We start from the raw sequence: 17,523 nt of genomic DNA on the forward strand, positions 1-17,523 counted from the left end.
TCTACCTTTCTAAAAGGAAATGCCGCAATCTAGCAAAGAAGTTAAACGATCGCTGAACTCTTTCTTCATCCATTGCCCGCGCTGACAAATAACGATCCGTTAGCATATACATTGCACGGCTAATTTTCGAAACCGGGTCGAACAGTAAAAACGGTGTTTGCCGCACTACTGCCTTATAGACGGAGCGGTCTTCCGGCAAAACGCCCAACGGAATAATATCCTTATTAAGAAATTGTTTTGCCACACTTTTCAATCGACGCAACGTATCTCGCCCTTCTTGATCGGTCTGGGCTCGATTCACAATGACATAAAACGGAATATTCTTTTCTTGCATATGAACATACTTCATCATCGCATACGCATCTGTCATCGCTGTCGGCTCTGGTGTCGTGACGATAAAAATTTCATGGACCGCCTTTAAAAGACGAAGACGATCTTCGGAAATCCCCGCTCCCATATCGAAAATAAGATAGTCGTATTGTTCCGACACCGATTGCAACTGCGTTAAAAAGAAATCTACTTTTTCTTCGTCCATTGTAAATATGTTTGCTAGTCCTGTTCCTCCAGCAATAAACGAAATATTTTCCGGACCATTTTTAATCAGCTCATATAACGAAAACCGCTCATAAAACAAGTCAATTATCGTCGCATGAGACGATTGACCGAGCAAAATATCGATGTTTCCCATTCCAATGTCCATGTCAAGCAACAATACCCGAAAGCCTCGTTTGGATAACATAATCGAAAAGTTGAGTGAGACGTTGGATTTACCGACTCCACCTTTCCCGCTAGTGATTGCAATCGCTTTTGTCGCACTTTGTTCATTTCGTCTATTTAATCGCAACCGCAAGCTTTCTGCTTGATCTCTCATGTTCGTTCGACTCCAAACAACATATTCATCATTTGTTCAACCGACGCTTCTATCATATCGTCAGGAACGTTTTGGCCATTTGTTAAATAAGCAGCTCCTACTTTATATTCCATCATTAAATTAAACATCGCACCGTAATGAGTTGTTTCATCTAGCTTTGTAAAGATGAAGCGATCAATCGGAATGAGAGAAAACTGTTCATAAATCGTTTTCATATCCTCGTATTTTGCCGTTAGCGCAAATACGAGAAACGTCTCCATTTCTTCATTAAAATCGATCATATTTCGCAAATCTTTTACATATTGTAAATGACGGAAATTTCGTCCTGCTGTATCAATAAATATTACATCGCGATCGGACAGTTTTTTCTTTGCTTCGTGAAAATCTTGCAAATTATAACAAACTTCAAGAGGTACATTTAAAATGTTGGCATACGTTTTCAGTTGATCGATGGCTGCAATCCGATACGTGTCTGTCGTAATAAATGCGATGTTTTTTCCATGCTCCAAAACGCAGCGCGCCGCAATTTTGGCTAATGTCGTCGTTTTTCCTACCCCTGTTGGCCCAACAACATTAATATATTTTTTCTGAAAGGAAATTCCGCCGAACGGAAGCGGCGACAATTTTTCCTTCACGATTTCTTTGGCCCAGGCAAACACCTGCTTTTCTGCCGCTTTTCCGCCACTTTTATACCATTTCTCAAGCAAATCAGCCATGATTTCTTGCGCAAGCGGAGCAGAAATTTCTTGTCTTACTAGCCGGTAATGCACTTCTCTAAGCGGTCCCGGATAATGGGAAAAGCTGGTGGTGACGTTTGTTGAGAGCTGCTTTAACATCGTTTTTAACTCTTTTAGTTCATGAAGCAACTCCGCATCTTTGTTCTGTTTTTTCTCGGCAAGAAACGGAGTCGTTTCTTTTTTTCTTTCTAATCTTTGGCGAACAGGCTGCGAGTCGGCAGCGGCAATCACCTCGATATTTTTTTTTGTAAATAACCCAAAAAATCCGCCTTTACGAACCACTTTTGAATTTAAAATCACCGCATCGCTCCCAAGTTCCGCACGAATCATTTTCATTGCTTCCGGCATCGACGGTGCAACAAATTTCTTTACTTTCATGCTATATCCACCATCCCAACGCTTTGAACTTCCACATTCGCTTCAAGTTCGTTGTAAGATAAAATCGGCAAGTTTGGAAAATGTCGTTCCGTCAATTGCCGCACATACATACGAACAGCAGGGGAACAAAGCAAAATCGGCGTCTGATTTGCAAACGGATGCTGTTCAAGCTGTGCGGCAATCGCTTCAATAATCGACTGCGACCGTTCCGGATCCAGCGATAGATAGCTGCCATATTCAGTCTGTTGTACCGCATCGGCAATCGTTTTTTCCACTTTTCCTGATAACGTAATTACTTTTAACGGCTCTCCCGGAATGACATATTGATTCGTAATTTGCCTTGCTAACGCTTGCCGCACGTATTCGGTTAATATGTCTGTATCCGTTGTCATGCGGGCAAAATCTGCCAGCGTTTCAAAAATGAGCGGCAAATTGCGAATCGATACTTTTTCTTTTAATAGTTTCGCTAGTACTTTTTGCACTTCACCGATCGAAAGCGGATTCGGCGTCACTTCATCCACTAATACCGGATACGATTCTTTCAAATGATCGATAAGCTGCTTCGTTTCCTGACGCCCTAACAATTCATGAGCATGGGCTTTTAACACTTCTGTAATATGTGTAGAAACGACAGACGGCGGATCAACGACCGTATAGCCCAACATTTCCGCCCGATCTTTCATCTCTTCGGAAATCCATTTGGCAGGAAGTCCAAATGCCGGCTCCACAGTGTCAATTCCTTCAATGGAATCATCTTCGATTCCTGGGCTCATCGCTAAATAATGATCTAAGAGCAGTTCACCGCGCGCCACTTCATTCCCTTTAATTTTTAAACGATACTCATTTGGCTGAAGTTGAATATTATCACGTATACGAACAACTGGAATGACTAACCCCAGCTCTAGGGCCAGCTGCCGGCGAATCATGACAATCCGATCAAGCAAATCCCCGCCTTGATTCGCATCGGCAAGCGGAATAAGGGCATAACCAAACTCAAACTCAATCGGATCCACATTCAGTAGGCTAATAACACTTTCCGGACTTTTTAATTCATCCATTTCCGTTTCTTTCGTTTCTTCTTGCGAAGGCGCTGCTTCTTGACGGGCCGTCTGTGTGGAAAAGCGATATCCGCCAAGCGCAAGCAGACCGGCAATCGGAATCGTAAGCACATCATTAATCGGTGTGAACAGGCCTAACAAGAAAATCGTTCCCGCCGTCACATATAACATTTTTGGAAACGCAAACAACTGCTTCATAATGTCGCCGCCGAGATTGCTATCGGATGCGGCTCTTGTCACGACAATTCCCGTAGCTGTTGAAATTAATAATGCCGGAATTTGACTAACAATTCCATCCCCAACGGTTAATAACGTGTAGCGCTGTGCCGCCTCAGAAATGTCAAGCCCTTGCTGAACAACGCCAATCACCATGCCAAAAAGCATATTAACGACGACAATAATCATCCCGGCAATAGCATCGCCTTTTACAAATTTGCTCGCTCCATCCATCGCCCCATAAAAGTCCGCTTCTTGAGCAACTTTTTCACGGCGTTGCCGCGCTTCTTGTTCCGAAATCATTCCTGCATTTAAATCAGCGTCAATGCTCATTTGTTTCCCGGGCATCGCATCAAGCGTAAAGCGTGCCGCTACTTCTGATACACGTTCAGCGCCTTTTGTAATGACGACAAACTGGATAATAATTAAAATCAAAAACACAACGAAGCCGACGACCACATTGCCGCCAACAACAAATGTGCCAAACGTTTCCACAACCCCGCCTGCTTCTCCTTTACTTAAAATCGAACGTGTCGTAGAAACGTTTAACCCTAATCGAAATAGTGTAAGAAGTAATAAAAGGGACGGAAAAATTGAAAATTGCAGCGGCTCTTTCATATTCATCGCCGTAAGGAGAACTAATAGCGCAAGCGAAATATTAATAATAATTAATACACTTAATAGCCATGACGGTAGTGGGATAATGAGCATTGCTACAATTAAAACAACCATCAATAATACCGATAAATCTCTTGCTTGCATACACGTTCTCTCCTTACTGCTAAACTTTTCGTTTCAAGCGGTACACGTACGCTAAAATTTCGGCTACCGCTTTAAAAAATTCTTCCGGAATCATATCGCCAACTTCCGTTTGCCGATAAAGCGCCTGTGCAAGCGGACGATTTTCTACCGTCACGACATCATGCTCTTTTGCTAGTTGCTTGATTTTTAGCGCAACGTAATCGACACCTTTTGCCACAACCATCGGTGCATCCATTTTTCCGTCCTCGTACTTTAGTGCTACCGCATAATGCGTTGGGTTCGTTATGACAACGTCGGCTTTCGGAACCTCTTGCATCATCCGCCTCATCGCCATTTCCCGCTGCTTTTGCTTAATCTTTGATTTAATTAATGGATCGCCTTCTGTTTTTTTGTATTCGTCTTTAATATCTTGTTTTGACATTCGAATATTTTTTTCAAAGTCAAAGCGTTGATATAAATAATCAAAAATGGCGAGAAACAACAGCGCCGAAGAAGCATAAAGCCCCATTTTTGCCGTTAAACCAGCTAACGAGCTTAATGTCGTGCTTACTGATTTCGTTGTTAACGACAAAATATGATCAATCTGAAACCATAACAATGCAAACGTAACAAGTCCCACAACGCTGATTTTTAAAAGCGACTTTAAGAGTTCTACAATCGCTCGCAGCGATATCATTCGCTTAAACCCTTGAATGGGATCAAGCCTATTCCATTTCATTTTCAACGGTTCTGTCGTAAACAAAAAACCGACTTGCAAAAAATTGGCTAAACAAGCGGCGATGACTGCCGCGAAAAAAATGGGTGCAACGATCACCGCCATATTTTTTAACCAAGTGATAGCAAGACGGTGAACCGAGTCAATGGTTAAATCAACTCGTGCATATTGTTCGAAAGATTGATACATGAAGTGCAAAAGCTTTTCTTTATAAAAAGTTCCTGAGAAGTACAAAACAAGAAAAACAACAAGCATCACAATCGCAGTATTGATGTCGGCACTTTTGGCAACTTGTCCTTTTTCTCGCACTTCTTGCCGCTTTCTAGGCGTCGCTTTCTCCGTTTTTTCGCCGGCGAAAAATTGTAAATCAAGGCGCAACTCATCCATTTATGTGCCTCCTAAAAGCTTCATCAGCTCACGCATCGCCAAAAACATCATGTCGAACAAATGGCGGACAGCGATAAACAGTGTTGCCATCGTTACAATCAATAATATAAACGCCGCAACAATCTTTACTGGAAAACCGACAACGAAAATATTAAGCTGCGGTACGGTGCGGGCAACGATTCCAAGCGCAACATCGACTAAAAATAAGGAGCCAACAAGTGGAACTGACATTTGAAAAGCAATAATAAACATCGTGCTAAACGATTTGACAATGTATTTAGCGACATGGCCGTGGTCAAAATGCGGCCAATGATCAAGCGGGATAAAACGATAACTGTAAAATACTCCATCTAGCAGCAAATGATGTCCATCGACTGAGAGCAACAACAATAAAGCAAACGTATAAAGATATTGCCCCACTAGCGGGCTTTGCGCACCCGTTTGAGGGTCGATGACATTGGCAATGGCAAACCCCATTTGAAAATCAATCAGCCCGCCAACGATTTGAATCGCCGACACAATCATATAGGCAAATAGACCTATAAAAAGACCGACAAGCACTTCTTTAACTACTAGCAGCACATACATTCCGTCTAAGGGGATTGCCGGTTTAGAAATGGCCAAAAACATCATCCAACTTAGAAAAAAGGATAGCCCGATTTTATGTACCGCTGGAATCGTTCGATACGAAAACAGCGGCAATGTCGCAAAAAAGGAAGCGACCCGCGCAAAAACGAGCAAAAATGCTGGAAAATGTAATAATAATTGCTCCATCACTCATCAGCCTATAAATTTTGTTAAGTTATTAAAAATCTCATATGCATAGGACACCATTCTTGATAACATCCAAGGCCCGAAAAAAATAAGTCCGATTAATACCGCAACAATTTTGGGCACAAATGCAAGCGTCTGCTCTTGAATTTGCGTCGTTGCTTGAAAAATGCTGACAATCAGTCCAACGGCAAGAGCCAATAAGAGAAGCGGACCGCACACGATTAAAATCATATACACTCCCCGCTCCGCCATATGAATGACAAAATCGGCACTCATTTTTGCCACCTACTTTACTGAAAGCTTTCTAACAAAGATTTCACGACTAAATACCATCCATCAACAAGGACAAACAATAAAATTTTAAACGGCAATGAAATCATCACAGGCGGCAGCATCATCATTCCCATCGACATCAAGACACTTGCAACGATCATATCGATGACAAGAAACGGAATAAAAATCATAAATCCCATTTGAAACGCCGTTTTTATTTCGCTGATCGCAAATGCCGGAACAAGCGTCGTAAGCGGAATATCTTGTACGGTTTTCGGTTTTTCTGCACCGCTATAGGACAAAAATAAAGCCAAATCTTTTTGCCGTGTATGTTTGCTCATAAACTCTTTTATCGGTACAGAAGCACGTTCATACGCTTGCTCTAAACTAATTTTTTCTGAAAACAATGGTTGCAACGCTTGGTCGTTTATCTCTTTAAAAGTCGGGGCCATAATGAAAAACGTTAAAAATAGCGCTAAACCGACCAGCACTTGGTTTGGCGGCATTTGCTGCGTTCCAAGCGATGTGCGAACGAACGATAAAACGATAACGATGCGTGTAAAGCATGTCATCATAATTAAAATGCCAGGAGCGATGGACAATACAGTTAATAATAATAATAGTTTTACAGACATGGAGACATTTTCAGGAGCGACTTGGTTAAACATTTGCACAAATTCATTCATCGGATGTCGTTCCTTTCCGTTTGACCTGCTTCAATAATTCTTTCCGCTTGACTGACAGCTCCTGCATTTCTTTTAAAAACATGTCGCGAAACGTATCATGACGATCACTTGTCTGTTTTCGTTTCTCTGTTAAGTAATCGCGCAAACGAGCACCCCATTTGCTTGGTTCTAACATTTGCTGCAATCGTTCATGATGCAGCGCCAAAATTTCTTCTATCTCTTTTTCATCATCGATTTCTCGCAATAGTTGAATCGATTCGCCAACTCCAATCACAAGAATGCGATTTCCTACTTTTATTAATTGGACCGAACGATTTGTTCCAACGCTTGTCCCACCAAGATGCTCAATAACTCCTTTTTTTCCAGTAAACAACTGGCCGCGATGATGGAGAAATTTTAGCAATCCATAAATTAATAAAAGTACAAACACTGTTGTGCTAATAAGTTTGATGACATCCCAAACGGATAAAGGCGATCCTTGCTCTTTTTGAGTTGCTGTAACTTCTTTATGCGAATCCGTTTGTTGTTCGCATAAATCAGGATGCTGTAAACATTCATTCACCGTTGGCGATTGCTCCGCAAAAACAGGAAAGCCTGTTTGCGCAGCAATCGTGATGACGATACATAAAAATAATGGAATGATTCGTAACCGAAACAAACTTGTTCCACCTCTTATATTTATCCAAGCGTTTTATTAATCGCCTCAATGACACGGTCAGCTTGGAATGGTTTTACAACGAAATCCTTTGCTCCCGCTTGAATAGCATCAATCACCATTGCTTGCTGCCCCATCGCTGAACACATAATGACTTTTGCATTGCTGTCAATTTTCTTAATTTCTTTTAATGCAGTAATACCATCCATCTCCGGCATGGTAATGTCCATCGTTACGATATCTGGACGGGTTTCCTTATATTTTTCAATCGCTTGCAAGCCATCGGCTGCTTCTGCTACTACTTCGTGTCCGTTTTTTGTTAAAATATCTTTAATCATCATTCTCATAAACGCTGCATCATCAACAACCAATATTCTTGCCATTGTCTATCAACCTCCTAAATGATTATTTTAGTCTTTTTAGGCGATCACTTTGACTGATAATATCGGTGACGCGTACACCGAAATTTTCATCAATCACAACTACTTCTCCTTTAGCAATTAACTTATTGTTCACCAATATATCAACAGGCTCTCCCGCTAATTTATCCAATTCGATAATAGAGCCTGATGACAAATTTAAAATTTCCTGAACAGAACGTTTCGTACGCCCAAGTTCGACGGTTACTTGAAGCGGAACATCAAGAAGAAGCGATAAATTTTTCACTTCTGCATCCGCTGGCGGGGATGGTTCAAATTCAGCAAAATCAACCGATTGAATTTGTCGTTCTCCCGCTCTAGCATACGTCCCAAAATGATTTGTATCGCGATGAGAAGAAGTTGTTTCATGTGTAACATGATTTTCCGTTTTAGGAAGTTCGTAAGACGGCGGTGTATCATTTGTTTCATCCGTTACTGATTGTTTAGAAAGCGCCGCTTCTTGCATAACGGTTTCTTTCCCTGCTTCTTTCACACTGCTAGAAGAGTCTGTTTCACTAGTTGAATGAAGGAGCTGTTGCACAAGTCCTTTCGCAAAATCAACTGGCAATAATTGCATAATATTTGAATCAATTAAATTGCCAATTTTCAATCGAAAAGAAACTTTAATAAATACGTCTTCATCCGGCAAATATTCAATTCCTTCCCCTTCTTTTACATCTAGCAAGTGAACGGTTGGGGGAGAAATATCTACACGTTTTCCGAAAATAGTGGACATCGATGTCGCTGCCGATCCCATCATTTGGTTCATTGCTTCTTGCACAGCGCTTAATTGAATCTCTCCTAATAAATCAGTCGCACTTTTTCCATCTCCACCTAGCATTAAATCGGCAATGATAGCCGCATCTTCTTGTTTAATGACAAGCAAATTGGTTCCTAAAAGTCCATCTGTATAATTTACTTGAATCGCTACATACGGTAATGGAAACTCGTCAGCTACATTTTTTCGTTCAATGACCGAAACGCTTGGGGTTGTAATTTCCACTTTTTGATTTAACAACATCGAAAGCGCTGTTGCCGAGCTTCCAAACGAAATATTGCCAATTTCCCCTAGCGCATCTTGCTCAAGTGGCGACAATACATCATCCAGCTGCGGAATTTCGTCATTTTCATCTGATCCGCGCAGCAGCGCATCGATTTCATCTTGAGATAACATATCATCATTCATCATTGTAATTTTCTTCCCCCTTAAACGTACCTAAAATTTGTATCGCCAACTTTTTATTTCGCTTTCCGGGCTGGCCAATAAATTTTGGAATATCCCCTACTTTAATAAGAAGCGGTTGATGAATAGACTGATCGAGCTCAATAACATCACCGACATCCAGCTGTAAAAATTCTTGAATGGTAATCGTTGCACTTCCAAGCTCAGCAATAATAGGAAGTTTTGCAAAGCGAATTCGCCTTTCGATCGCTTCTGTTTCTTCCGGTGAACTTTCTTTTTTCTGTGTTTGCATCCAATAATGGACGGAGAGCTTTGGAATAATCGGCTCTAGCACAACATGTGGTATACAAATATTAATCATTCCGCTCGTCTCGCCAATTTGTGTGTTTAACGAAATAACGACAACCGTGTCATTCGGTGATATCATCTGCAAAAACTGCGGATTTACTTCAAAATCGGTGAAAATAGGATCAATCTCTGCCACCGATTCCCATGCATCACGCAAATTGGAAAAAGCTTTATCAAATAAATTGGACATAATTTTTGTTTCAATTTCTGTTAAATTATCTACTTTATTCATACTTGTTCCTCTTCCGCCCATCACACGATCAAGCATCGCATAGGCGATATTTGGATTCACTTCTATTAATATATGTCCATTAAGCGGTGGTACTTCAAAGATGTTTAAAATCGTCATTTTCGGAATGGAACGAATAAACTCTTCATACGGAATTTGGTCGGCTGATGCCACCGATATTTGCACATATGTACGCAATTGCGCCGAGAAAAAGGTAGTTAATAATCTTGCAAAATTTTCATGAATGCGTGTTAAACTGCGAATTTGATCTTTCGAAAAACGAAGCGCCCGCTTAAAGTCATATACTTTGACGCGCTTTCCCTCTTCTTCTTTTTTTAATTCTTCCGCGCTCATTTCCCCCGCGGACAGTGCCGCTAACAGCGCGTCTATTTCGCTTTGTGATAATACTTCACCGGTCGTCATGTGCTCGTTTTCCCCCTTTTTAAGTACAAGCTATTGGAGGATAAAGGAGGTAATATATACTTGCTCCACTTTTCCTTCTTGCATAATTTGGTTAATTTGTTGTTTTAAACGTTCTTCTAAATCAGTCATGCCTTTTTTTCCTTTAAAATTTTCCGCTTTCATTTCAGAAAGCTCTTCGATAATAATATTTTTAATTTGAAAATCTCGTTTTTCCGCTTCTTCTTTTCCTTCTTCACTGTTTGCTTGAATTTTAAAGGAAACTTTCACATAACGTCCATCTGCTAAATTTGTTGTTATTTCTGGGATATCGATCGAGCTCGCCACGATTTCATCGGCACTTGGCGCGCTGTGATCTTTTTCTTCGGTTAGTTTCATCACAGCAATTAAAGCTACGGTGCCAATGAGAGCAATAATAACAAGTATAATTACCATCGTTTTTATTACATTACTTTTCACGTTTCCGATCCTCCTAAACCTTCCGGTAAGCGCACCACCGCAACTTGTCGATAAAAATCGTTCACCAATCGAATAACCTCTTGTACGGATTCACGTACGACAAACTTTTTTCCGTTTGTTAGTGTAATCGTTGTATCGGGAAATGCTTCCACTTGTTCAATATAAATCGCATTTAACACAAACTTTTTTCCATTTAGCCGTGTTAATGTAATCATGTATGTACAGGGTACTAGACGGCAGCTAGTACCCTCCCCCCTTTACTATTTCTTCAAGTTGACAAGCTCTTGTAAAATTTCATCCGATGTTGTAATAATGCGCGTATTCGCTTGGAAGCCGCGCTGCGCGACAATCATTTCCGTAAACTCTTCCGCAAGATCGACGTTGGACATTTCCAGCGTACCAGCGACAATAGTGCCAGTTCCATTAGCACCAGGAGCGCCTGTAGTTGCTGTACCAGAGTTAGCTGTTTGTCTGAAAAGATTGTCTCCTGCCTTTTCTAATCCGTCATTATTGTTAAATTTGGCTAATTGTATTTGTCCAGCAGGTTTTAGACTTCCGTTTTCGATATAATTAACCGTACCGTCTGAACCGATACTAAAACTTTCCGCACTAGATGGAATGTTAATGAGCTTATTTCCTATTCCTAGCAAATACAATCCATCTGCATTGACAATATTTCCGTCTTTATCTAAATAAAAGTTGCCAGCTCTTGTGTATACATGATTTCCCCCATTCTTATCTCCAAGCACGAAAAATCCGTCTCCCGAAATCGCTAAATCAAGCGGACGTCCCGTCGTTTGCAAGCTTCCTTGCGTATGGACGGTATCAATCGCTGCCAGTTGGGATCCTAGACCAACTTGTTTTGGGTTTACGCCGCCGTGATTTCCGGTCGGGCCGCTTGCCCCTGCAATTTGCTGGCTTACTAAATCTTTAAAAATCGTTCTTCCTTTTTTAAATCCATATGTATTAACGTTGGCGATGTTATTCCCAATGACATCCAGCTTTGTTTGGAAATTTCTCATTGCGCCAATTCCTGAATACATAGAACGAAGCATAGTGATTCCTCTCCCTTTCATTTATTTATTTAGATTCCACTTTCACGACAAGGCTTGCTTCAATTGTTGTGCCGTTGTCAAGCTCTAGAAAAATTTGATTATCTTTTTGCGACACCGATTTAACAATCCCGCTTTTTGTGTTCCCATCTTCTTGCCAATACACGTTTTTGCCAATCCATTCACTGTAATGAAGCAGGGCTTGATTCGTTTGCGTTTGCATAAACCGTTCGAGCATGCTTGAAATATTGATCATTTGTTCTAAAGAAGAAAAGCTGGCCATTTGCGCAATAAACTCTTTATCTTCCATCGGATTTAACGGATCTTGATTTTGCAATTGAGCAAGCAAAATTTTTAAAAAATCATCTTTTCCTAATATTTGATTTCCCGTCTTTCGTTCGGGCGGCTTATAGTTATCCAATAGCAAGCTTGGATCAATTCCATTTGTCACGGTTTTCCCTCCTATACTTCCATATCGACTATTTCTGTCATCAACGTATGGAAAGAAGGTTGTTTTTTCGCTTTCTCTTCTTTGCGTTGCTGCCGTTCTTTTTGTTCATGTCCACGTTCTTCTTGATAAAATGCAGGTGTATAACGATCGTCTTGCGTCAATACATTCCATTTTTCCACCGTTATATTTTCCGTCGACAAAACTTGCTGAAGTTGCGATAAATTTGCATCTAAAAGCTCTTTCGCCGAATCCGTCGATACAATTAGCTTTGCTACTAATGTTCCATGTTCCCGTACAATTTTTACGGTCAATGTTCCTAAATGTTCAGGATAAAGGCGAATGGCGAGTTGCGCATTTCCATTTTTTAAACGAGTAAATCGGCCTGATCGGATAATATTTGTTAATTGCTGAAGAAATGCCTCATTGACTTTTTGTTCTGATAACGTCTGATCCAAAACAATAACAGGTGCGTTCTCTCTTGAAATCATCATATTTCCATTCGGCAACAACCTATTAAACGGTTGTATAAAGGACTCTTTCTGTCTCTCTACGTTTTCAGCAGCTGCTTTATCTCCTAACGAGAAATCAAAGCTTTTACTGAAAGCAGATGAAAGTGAAAACCGATTTTGCAACATCGATCTTTCTGTTTTTTTACTGTTGCTAGAAACTTCTTCACTTTTCTCTTCTTGCTTATCCAAACTTGTCAGCACTTCTTGCAAAAACGTTTGTATATCGGTTTGTTCTTTACTTTCTTTCATGATGCTGTTTTGCTGCAAAGGTTGTATATCGTTATCAAAAAAGGAATATAAACGGGACGCTGCTTCGTCATTTATAACATTGCTTATTTGTTCTACTGACATATTTTTATCCGTAGTATTGTTTGTTTGCTGGATAAATTGTATGATCGCTTCTTTATCTACCACATTATTTATCCGCTCTATAGAATGGTTAGGAAAAATAGGATGAAGATCCATTTGATTGGTATCTATCATGTTGTTCAACATGTAAAGAAGAATAGAAAACGATTCTTCTATCCTAAATTCGCCGGTTACATCTTCCTGTTCTTTAGATGGCGTGGAAAAACGCTCATTAGAAACAAGAACAGTTCCTTCTTCATTTTTTGCATCCGTTTCGATCATCGCTAGCAGTTGCTGAAACGGGCCGCATTCCTCTTTTTCCCCTGCTAGCTTAGGAGTTGATTTTTTTGGCGGTCCTGCTATTGGTTGACCGAACAGTTGATAGCTAGTTCCAATTTTCACCTTGCCGCCTCCTCAACGGGTGGATTTTCTTCAGCGCGTTTTGCCAGCATCGAAGTATATTTTGCCGCATCATCTGGCGGCATTTTCTCTAAAATGGCCGCCGCTTTATCACCGTCTAATGAGGATAAGATCTTCAGCACATCGCTTTCCGGCATTTTTGTTAAAATCATTGCAGCGTTTTTCTCTGACATCGTTTCATACATGCTCGCAATGTCTTCCATCGTTGTGTTGTTCGTTGTGTTCATTGTTGCGGTGTTGTCTTCAGGAAGTTCCTCTTTGTTTGCTTCCATCAATGATAATTGTTCTTCTAAATGTTCCTTCTCTTTTTTCAGCCTGTCCACTTCTTGTTGTTTTGCCGATAATTCATTTTCTAGCTCGTTAATTTGTTTCTTTTGTTGGTCGATCACTTCGTTTTGCTTTTCAATCGTTGTTTCTAACTTCCTTTGTATTTTGTGCACATCTACCAATTGCGAGATAATCGGAATGTTTTTGCTGAATGTTTTTACCGTATCAAGAACGTTAACTCCCGCGATGGCCATAATGACAAAAGCTAATGCTATCGCAAACAACGATGGAATGACAATGATAAATAAAAACCATTGGAGTTTGCTTTCTTTTTCTTCTCTCTCCATTTCTTGATTTTGTGCCATCTTTCTAATCTCCCCGATGTACAAAACGTTGAATCGAAATTTCATCCATCCATTTATTTTCTGCGGTTCTTTCCGCATCAAAAGCAGCTTGTATATATTTTTCTTTCATTTTTTCATATTTTTTTACTTCTATATTAAGCTCTGTTAATTTCATTTGCTTCCGGTGCATTTGTTCTCTTGCTTGCATCACTAGAAGCTGATAATGGTGGATCGTCCGTTCAAGATTGGAAATAAACTGCTGAAAGTAGCGAATTTCTTGAATGGACAATCCTGATTGAAGTTTTTGTTTATGGATTTCTTCATATTGTTCTTTTTGCTTAAGAAAGTGGTATAATTTTTCCGCCACTTCCTCAAAGCGCCGTACGGCTTCATTGTATTCTCCTGCTGCTTGATGTTTCTCATTTTCTTTCATTGTTAAAACTTTTTGCAGCTTAAATGCGTATCCCATTTTTTTCACCCTGCATGGATTAGGTCAATTAGCATTTCAATGCTTTTGTCTTTTGTTATTTTTTCATGAATATCTTGTTTGCAAAAGGAAATGATTTTTGGATAATAACGAATCGCTTCATCAATTTCGTTTGACGATCCTCGTTTGTACGCCCCTATATTGATTAAGTCTTCCGAATTAATATAAGTGGATAGAAGCTGGCGCAGTTTATCTGCCGCTTGCCGATGTTCTGGTGTAATAATATGATTCATTACGCGGCTAACGCTTTTCAATACGTTAATGGCTGGATACTGTCCCCTATTGGCTAAGCTTCGTTCAAGGATGAAATGCCCGTCCAAAATGCCGCGTACCGTATCAGCAATCGGCTCGTTCATGTCATCTCCGTCAACAAGTACGGTATAAAATGCGGTAATAGTGCCGTAAGCGCTCGTCCCTGTACGCTCTAATAATTTTGGTAAGATAGCAAACACGGACGGAGTATACCCTTTTGTTGTCGGCGGCTCGCCGATGGCTAGTCCAATTTCTCGCTGCGCCATGGCAACGCGTGTGACAGAGTCCATCATAAACATCACATCCATCCCTTGGTCGCGGAAATATTCCGCAATCGCCGTGGCGGTATACGCTCCTTTTACACGCATGAGCGCAGGCTGATCAGAAGTGGCAACGACAACGATAGAACGGGCCAAACCTTCCGGACCGAGGTCCCGTTCAATAAATTCACGGACTTCACGTCCGCGCTCACCAATTAATGCGATAACATTTATATCCGCATTCGTGTGACGGGCAATCATCCCCATTAACGTGCTTTTTCCAACTCCCGAACCGGCAAAAATTCCGACGCGCTGCCCTTTGCCAACCGTTAACAAGCTGTCAATGATCCGAACCCCAACTTCGATCGGTTCGTTGATCGGCGGTCTTGCAAGCGGATTGGGCGGATTGCGCTCAATCGAAATAGGATGCAATCCCTTCGGCAATGGGCTGCCATCCAGTGGATAGCCGAGAGGGTCAAGCACTTGCCCGATTAATGGCGAGCCAACGTGAATTTGCAACGGTTTTCCAGTTGCTTCAACAATACATCCTGGTGAAATATGCTGAACAGTCGAAAACGGCATTAACAATACATGTTGCTCTTTAAATCCAACTACTTCTGCCGCAATCAATTGTTTTTGCCTGCCGCTTCTAGTGTGAATATAGCAAATGTCGCCGACTGAGCTTTCCGGTCCTTTCGCTTCAATCATTAAGCCAATGACCCGTGAAACTTTGCCAAACCGTTTATAAGTGTCCATCTCGTCGATTTCATCGAGCAGAGCTTGCCAATTCAGTGGATACCCCCTCCTTCATTCGTTCGAACAGCTTCTCTTTTATTTGCTCAAGCTGTGTATCAACGCTTGCATCGATGCGTCCGAACGGGGTTTCAATGATGCAGCTATATTCCGCAAGCTGCAAATCTGGATGAATGAACACATCCGCTTCATGGTGAAATAACGCTTTTAATTCTTCTTTTTGTTGCACGACCGTTTCATAAGAAAGCGGATGGACGTAAATCGTTACTTCCGTTTGTTCCCGAACTTCTTTAATCGCCCGCTTTACTAGTGATAAAAAATAGTCGTGATTTTCCGCTAATTTTTCACCGATAATACGCTCTGCTACTTTCATTCCAATGCGGAGGATCGTTTCTGCGGATGCATTGATTTGTTCATAAAATTGAACATTTGCTTTTTCTGTAATTTGTCTCGCCTGTTCAATCAGCTCGCGATAACGATGCAGCGCTTCTTCTTTTCCTTGATGAAATCCGTCTTGATATCCTTCTTCACGCGCTAATTGGATAAGCTGCTCCTTTTCTATATGCCAGGCTTCTTGTTCTTTCAACAATTGCTGCCGAATAGATTCATAATATTGTTCTGCTTCCCGTCTGATTTGTTCTGCCTCATACTTGGCATGTTCCATCATCATTTCGTGATTTTCTTGCTGTTTTTCTGTTATATTTTGCTGTTCGAGAAAAAGTCGTTTAATTTCAATCGTTTTTTTAGCAGTACGATTTGTTTTTGTAAAAGGAGCTTTAATGACGTTAGACAATAATATCATCTCCCCCACCGCGTGCAATCACAATTTCCCCTGCTTCTTCTAGACGGCGAATCACTGCGACAATCCGTGACTGCGCTTCTTCAACATCACGTAAACGGACAGGACCCATAAATTCCATTTCTTCCTTAAATGTCTCTGCCATGCGCGTGGACATGTTGCGAAACACAATCTCTTTTACTTCATCGCTTGCCACTTTGAGCGCTAGCATTAAATCATTGTTATCCACTTCACGAATCACGCGCTGGATTGCGCGATTATCAAGAGTGACGATATCTTCAAAGACAAACATTCGTTTCTTAATTTCTTCGGCAAGTTCAGGATCTTGAATTTCAAGGGCATCGAGAATCGTCCGTTCTGTGCTGCGGTCCACCTGATTTAACACTTCCACTACCGCTTCGATGCCGCCGGCTTGTGTATAATCTTGCACAACCGTTGTCGATAGTTTTCGTTCTAAAATTTGCTCCACTTCATTAATAATGTCAGGAGATGTGCTATCCATTAACGCGATGCGTCGCGCAATATCCGCCTGCATTTCTTGCGGCAGTGCCGATAAAATTTGTCCTGCTTGCGCCGGTTCAAGATAAGAAAGAATAAGGGCAATCGTTTGTGGATGTTCGTTTTGAATAAAATTTAATAGTTGCGTTGGATCCGCTTTACGGGCGAAATCAAACGGCCGCACCATCAAGGCGGACGTTAACCGGTTAATAATATTCATCGCTTTTTCCGGACCGAGCGCCTTTTCCAGCACTTCTTTTGCATAAGCGATCCCGCCTTGTGCAATATAATCTTGTGCCAGTGCAATTTGATGAAATTCTTCCAGCACTTCTTCCTTTGCGTCTGCTGTCACTTGCCGCATATTCGAAATTTCTAACGTTAGTTTTTCAATTTCTTCTTCTGACAAATGTTTATAAACGGAGGCGGACACATCTGGACCAAGGGAAATGAGAAGGATCGCTGCTTTTTGTCTCCCTGTTAACCCTCCTTTTTTGTCGCGCTTTGCCATTTTCC

General features: G+C 41.0%; 21 protein-coding genes. All 21 read right to left on the reverse strand.

Annotated features, from left to right (window positions below):
- Position 1: 1 nt before the first annotated feature.
- Genes QSJ37_RS05505 through fliG form a run of 21 tightly spaced genes read right to left on the reverse strand, consistent with a single transcriptional unit; the run spans position 2 to position 17,518 of the window.
- Positions 2-871 carry a MinD/ParA family protein gene (locus QSJ37_RS05505; protein ID WP_285754265.1) on the reverse strand — a complete coding sequence of 290 codons (870 nt, stop codon included), beginning with the start codon at positions 869-871 and terminating at the stop codon, positions 2-4.
- A complete protein-coding gene (flhF, locus tag QSJ37_RS05510) occupies positions 868-1,986 on the reverse strand; it encodes a flagellar biosynthesis GTPase FlhF (RefSeq protein WP_285754266.1) in 1,119 nt (372 codons plus the stop codon). Before flhF ends, QSJ37_RS05505 begins: the two co-directional genes overlap by 4 nt.
- Positions 1,983-4,022 carry a flagellar biosynthesis protein FlhA gene (gene flhA / locus QSJ37_RS05515; protein WP_285754267.1) on the reverse strand — a complete coding sequence of 680 codons (2,040 nt, stop codon included), beginning with the start codon at positions 4,020-4,022 and terminating at the stop codon, positions 1,983-1,985. The genes flhF and flhA overlap by 4 nt, the downstream gene beginning before the upstream one ends.
- A 19-nt stretch (positions 4,023-4,041) precedes the next feature.
- The gene (gene flhB / locus QSJ37_RS05520) at positions 4,042-5,124 is read right to left on the reverse strand and encodes a flagellar biosynthesis protein FlhB (RefSeq protein ID WP_285754268.1); all 1,083 of its coding nucleotides are present in this window, start codon (positions 5,122-5,124) and stop codon (positions 4,042-4,044) included.
- Positions 5,125-5,898, reverse strand: a complete 774-nt coding sequence (gene fliR / locus QSJ37_RS05525; RefSeq protein WP_285754269.1) for a flagellar biosynthetic protein FliR — start codon at positions 5,896-5,898, stop codon at positions 5,125-5,127.
- 6 nt (positions 5,899-5,904) lie between these two features.
- Positions 5,905-6,174 (reverse strand): flagellar biosynthesis protein FliQ, encoded by a 270-nt coding sequence (fliQ, locus tag QSJ37_RS05530; RefSeq protein ID WP_062678217.1) that lies wholly within the window; start codon positions 6,172-6,174, stop codon positions 5,905-5,907.
- Positions 6,175-6,188: 14 nt separating this feature from the next.
- Complete coding sequence (gene fliP / locus QSJ37_RS05535) at positions 6,189-6,857, reverse strand: flagellar type III secretion system pore protein FliP (protein ID WP_285754270.1); 669 nt, start codon at positions 6,855-6,857, stop codon at positions 6,189-6,191.
- Positions 6,850-7,515, reverse strand: coding sequence for a flagella biosynthesis regulatory protein FliZ (fliZ, locus tag QSJ37_RS05540; protein WP_285754271.1), 666 nt, complete (start codon positions 7,513-7,515; stop codon positions 6,850-6,852). The genes fliP and fliZ overlap by 8 nt, the downstream gene beginning before the upstream one ends.
- Positions 7,516-7,535: 20 nt before the next feature.
- Positions 7,536-7,895, reverse strand: coding sequence for a response regulator (locus tag QSJ37_RS05545; protein ID WP_013401257.1), 360 nt, complete (start codon positions 7,893-7,895; stop codon positions 7,536-7,538).
- Positions 7,896-7,917: 22 nt separating this feature from the next.
- Complete coding sequence (fliY, locus tag QSJ37_RS05550; RefSeq protein ID WP_285754272.1) at positions 7,918-9,120, reverse strand: flagellar motor switch phosphatase FliY; 1,203 nt, start codon at positions 9,118-9,120, stop codon at positions 7,918-7,920.
- Positions 9,110-10,114: a flagellar motor switch protein FliM gene (fliM, locus tag QSJ37_RS05555; protein WP_285754273.1), complete on the reverse strand. Its 1,005-nt coding sequence runs from the start codon at positions 10,112-10,114 to the stop codon at positions 9,110-9,112. The genes fliY and fliM overlap by 11 nt, the downstream gene beginning before the upstream one ends.
- Before the next feature lie 30 nt (positions 10,115-10,144).
- Positions 10,145-10,570, reverse strand: a complete 426-nt coding sequence (gene fliL, locus QSJ37_RS05560) for a flagellar basal body-associated protein FliL (protein WP_285754274.1) — start codon at positions 10,568-10,570, stop codon at positions 10,145-10,147.
- The gene (locus QSJ37_RS05565; protein WP_062678221.1) at positions 10,567-10,785 is read right to left on the reverse strand and encodes a flagellar FlbD family protein; all 219 of its coding nucleotides are present in this window, start codon (positions 10,783-10,785) and stop codon (positions 10,567-10,569) included. Before QSJ37_RS05565 ends, fliL begins: the two co-directional genes overlap by 4 nt.
- 45 nt (positions 10,786-10,830) lie before the next feature.
- Positions 10,831-11,625, reverse strand: coding sequence for a flagellar basal body rod protein FlgG (gene flgG / locus QSJ37_RS05570; protein ID WP_285754275.1), 795 nt, complete (start codon positions 11,623-11,625; stop codon positions 10,831-10,833).
- A 25-nt stretch (positions 11,626-11,650) separates the two neighbouring features.
- Positions 11,651-12,073: a flagellar hook assembly protein FlgD gene (flgD, locus tag QSJ37_RS05575; protein WP_285754276.1), complete on the reverse strand. Its 423-nt coding sequence runs from the start codon at positions 12,071-12,073 to the stop codon at positions 11,651-11,653.
- A gap of 11 nt (positions 12,074-12,084) precedes the next feature.
- Complete coding sequence (locus QSJ37_RS05580) at positions 12,085-13,332, reverse strand: flagellar hook-length control protein FliK (protein WP_285754277.1); 1,248 nt, start codon at positions 13,330-13,332, stop codon at positions 12,085-12,087.
- Complete coding sequence (locus tag QSJ37_RS05585; protein WP_285754278.1) at positions 13,329-13,982, reverse strand: MotE family protein; 654 nt, start codon at positions 13,980-13,982, stop codon at positions 13,329-13,331. The genes QSJ37_RS05580 and QSJ37_RS05585 overlap by 4 nt, the downstream gene beginning before the upstream one ends.
- A 4-nt stretch (positions 13,983-13,986) precedes the next feature.
- On the reverse strand, positions 13,987-14,430 hold the full coding sequence (fliJ, locus tag QSJ37_RS05590) for a flagellar export protein FliJ (RefSeq protein WP_285754279.1): 444 nt from the start codon (positions 14,428-14,430) through the stop codon (positions 13,987-13,989).
- A gap of 5 nt (positions 14,431-14,435) precedes the next feature.
- A complete protein-coding gene (gene fliI / locus QSJ37_RS05595) occupies positions 14,436-15,716 on the reverse strand; it encodes a flagellar protein export ATPase FliI (protein ID WP_062753396.1) in 1,281 nt (426 codons plus the stop codon).
- Between the two features lie 10 nt (positions 15,717-15,726).
- On the reverse strand, positions 15,727-16,515 hold the full coding sequence (gene fliH / locus QSJ37_RS05600) for a flagellar assembly protein FliH (protein ID WP_015863446.1): 789 nt from the start codon (positions 16,513-16,515) through the stop codon (positions 15,727-15,729).
- Positions 16,499-17,518 (reverse strand): flagellar motor switch protein FliG, encoded by a 1,020-nt coding sequence (fliG, locus tag QSJ37_RS05605; RefSeq protein WP_015863445.1) that lies wholly within the window; start codon positions 17,516-17,518, stop codon positions 16,499-16,501. Before fliG ends, fliH begins: the two co-directional genes overlap by 17 nt.
- Positions 17,519-17,523: the final 5 nt, after the last annotated feature.

Origin of the sequence: Parageobacillus sp. G301 (assembly GCF_030268025.1) — a bacterium.
GTDB lineage: Bacteria > Bacillota > Bacilli > Bacillales > Anoxybacillaceae > Parageobacillus_B > Parageobacillus_B toebii.

What these genes read in the sequence shown, in the direction of transcription:
- fliR (WP_285754269.1), bottom strand. Translation starts at nt 5,898, where the DNA reads ATGGAGCAATTATTATTACATTTTCCAGCATTTTTGCTCGTTTTTGCG.
- QSJ37_RS05585 (WP_285754278.1), bottom strand. Translation starts at nt 13,982, where the DNA reads ATGGCACAAAATCAAGAAATGGAGAGAGAAGAAAAAGAAAGCAAACTC.
- flhA (WP_285754267.1), bottom strand. Translation starts at nt 4,022, where the DNA reads ATGCAAGCAAGAGATTTATCGGTATTATTGATGGTTGTTTTAATTGTA.
- flhB (WP_285754268.1), bottom strand. Translation starts at nt 5,124, where the DNA reads ATGGATGAGTTGCGCCTTGATTTACAATTTTTCGCCGGCGAAAAAACG.
- fliH (WP_015863446.1), bottom strand. Translation starts at nt 16,515, where the DNA reads ATGATATTATTGTCTAACGTCATTAAAGCTCCTTTTACAAAAACAAAT.
- flgG (WP_285754275.1), bottom strand. Translation starts at nt 11,625, where the DNA reads ATGCTTCGTTCTATGTATTCAGGAATTGGCGCAATGAGAAATTTCCAA.
- QSJ37_RS05565 (WP_062678221.1), bottom strand. Translation starts at nt 10,785, where the DNA reads ATGATTACATTAACACGGCTAAATGGAAAAAAGTTTGTGTTAAATGCG.
- fliG (WP_015863445.1), bottom strand. Translation starts at nt 17,518, where the DNA reads ATGGCAAAGCGCGACAAAAAAGGAGGGTTAACAGGGAGACAAAAAGCA.
- fliY (WP_285754272.1), bottom strand. Translation starts at nt 9,120, where the DNA reads ATGATGAATGATGATATGTTATCTCAAGATGAAATCGATGCGCTGCTG.
- fliQ (WP_062678217.1), bottom strand. Translation starts at nt 6,174, where the DNA reads ATGAGTGCCGATTTTGTCATTCATATGGCGGAGCGGGGAGTGTATATG.
- fliJ (WP_285754279.1), bottom strand. Translation starts at nt 14,430, where the DNA reads ATGGGATACGCATTTAAGCTGCAAAAAGTTTTAACAATGAAAGAAAAT.
- flhF (WP_285754266.1), bottom strand. Translation starts at nt 1,986, where the DNA reads ATGAAAGTAAAGAAATTTGTTGCACCGTCGATGCCGGAAGCAATGAAA.
- QSJ37_RS05545 (WP_013401257.1), bottom strand. Translation starts at nt 7,895, where the DNA reads ATGGCAAGAATATTGGTTGTTGATGATGCAGCGTTTATGAGAATGATG.
- fliM (WP_285754273.1), bottom strand. Translation starts at nt 10,114, where the DNA reads ATGACGACCGGTGAAGTATTATCACAAAGCGAAATAGACGCGCTGTTA.
- fliI (WP_062753396.1), bottom strand. Translation starts at nt 15,716, where the DNA reads ATGGACACTTATAAACGGTTTGGCAAAGTTTCACGGGTCATTGGCTTA.
- fliP (WP_285754270.1), bottom strand. Translation starts at nt 6,857, where the DNA reads ATGAATGAATTTGTGCAAATGTTTAACCAAGTCGCTCCTGAAAATGTC.
- QSJ37_RS05505 (WP_285754265.1), bottom strand. Translation starts at nt 871, where the DNA reads ATGAGAGATCAAGCAGAAAGCTTGCGGTTGCGATTAAATAGACGAAAT.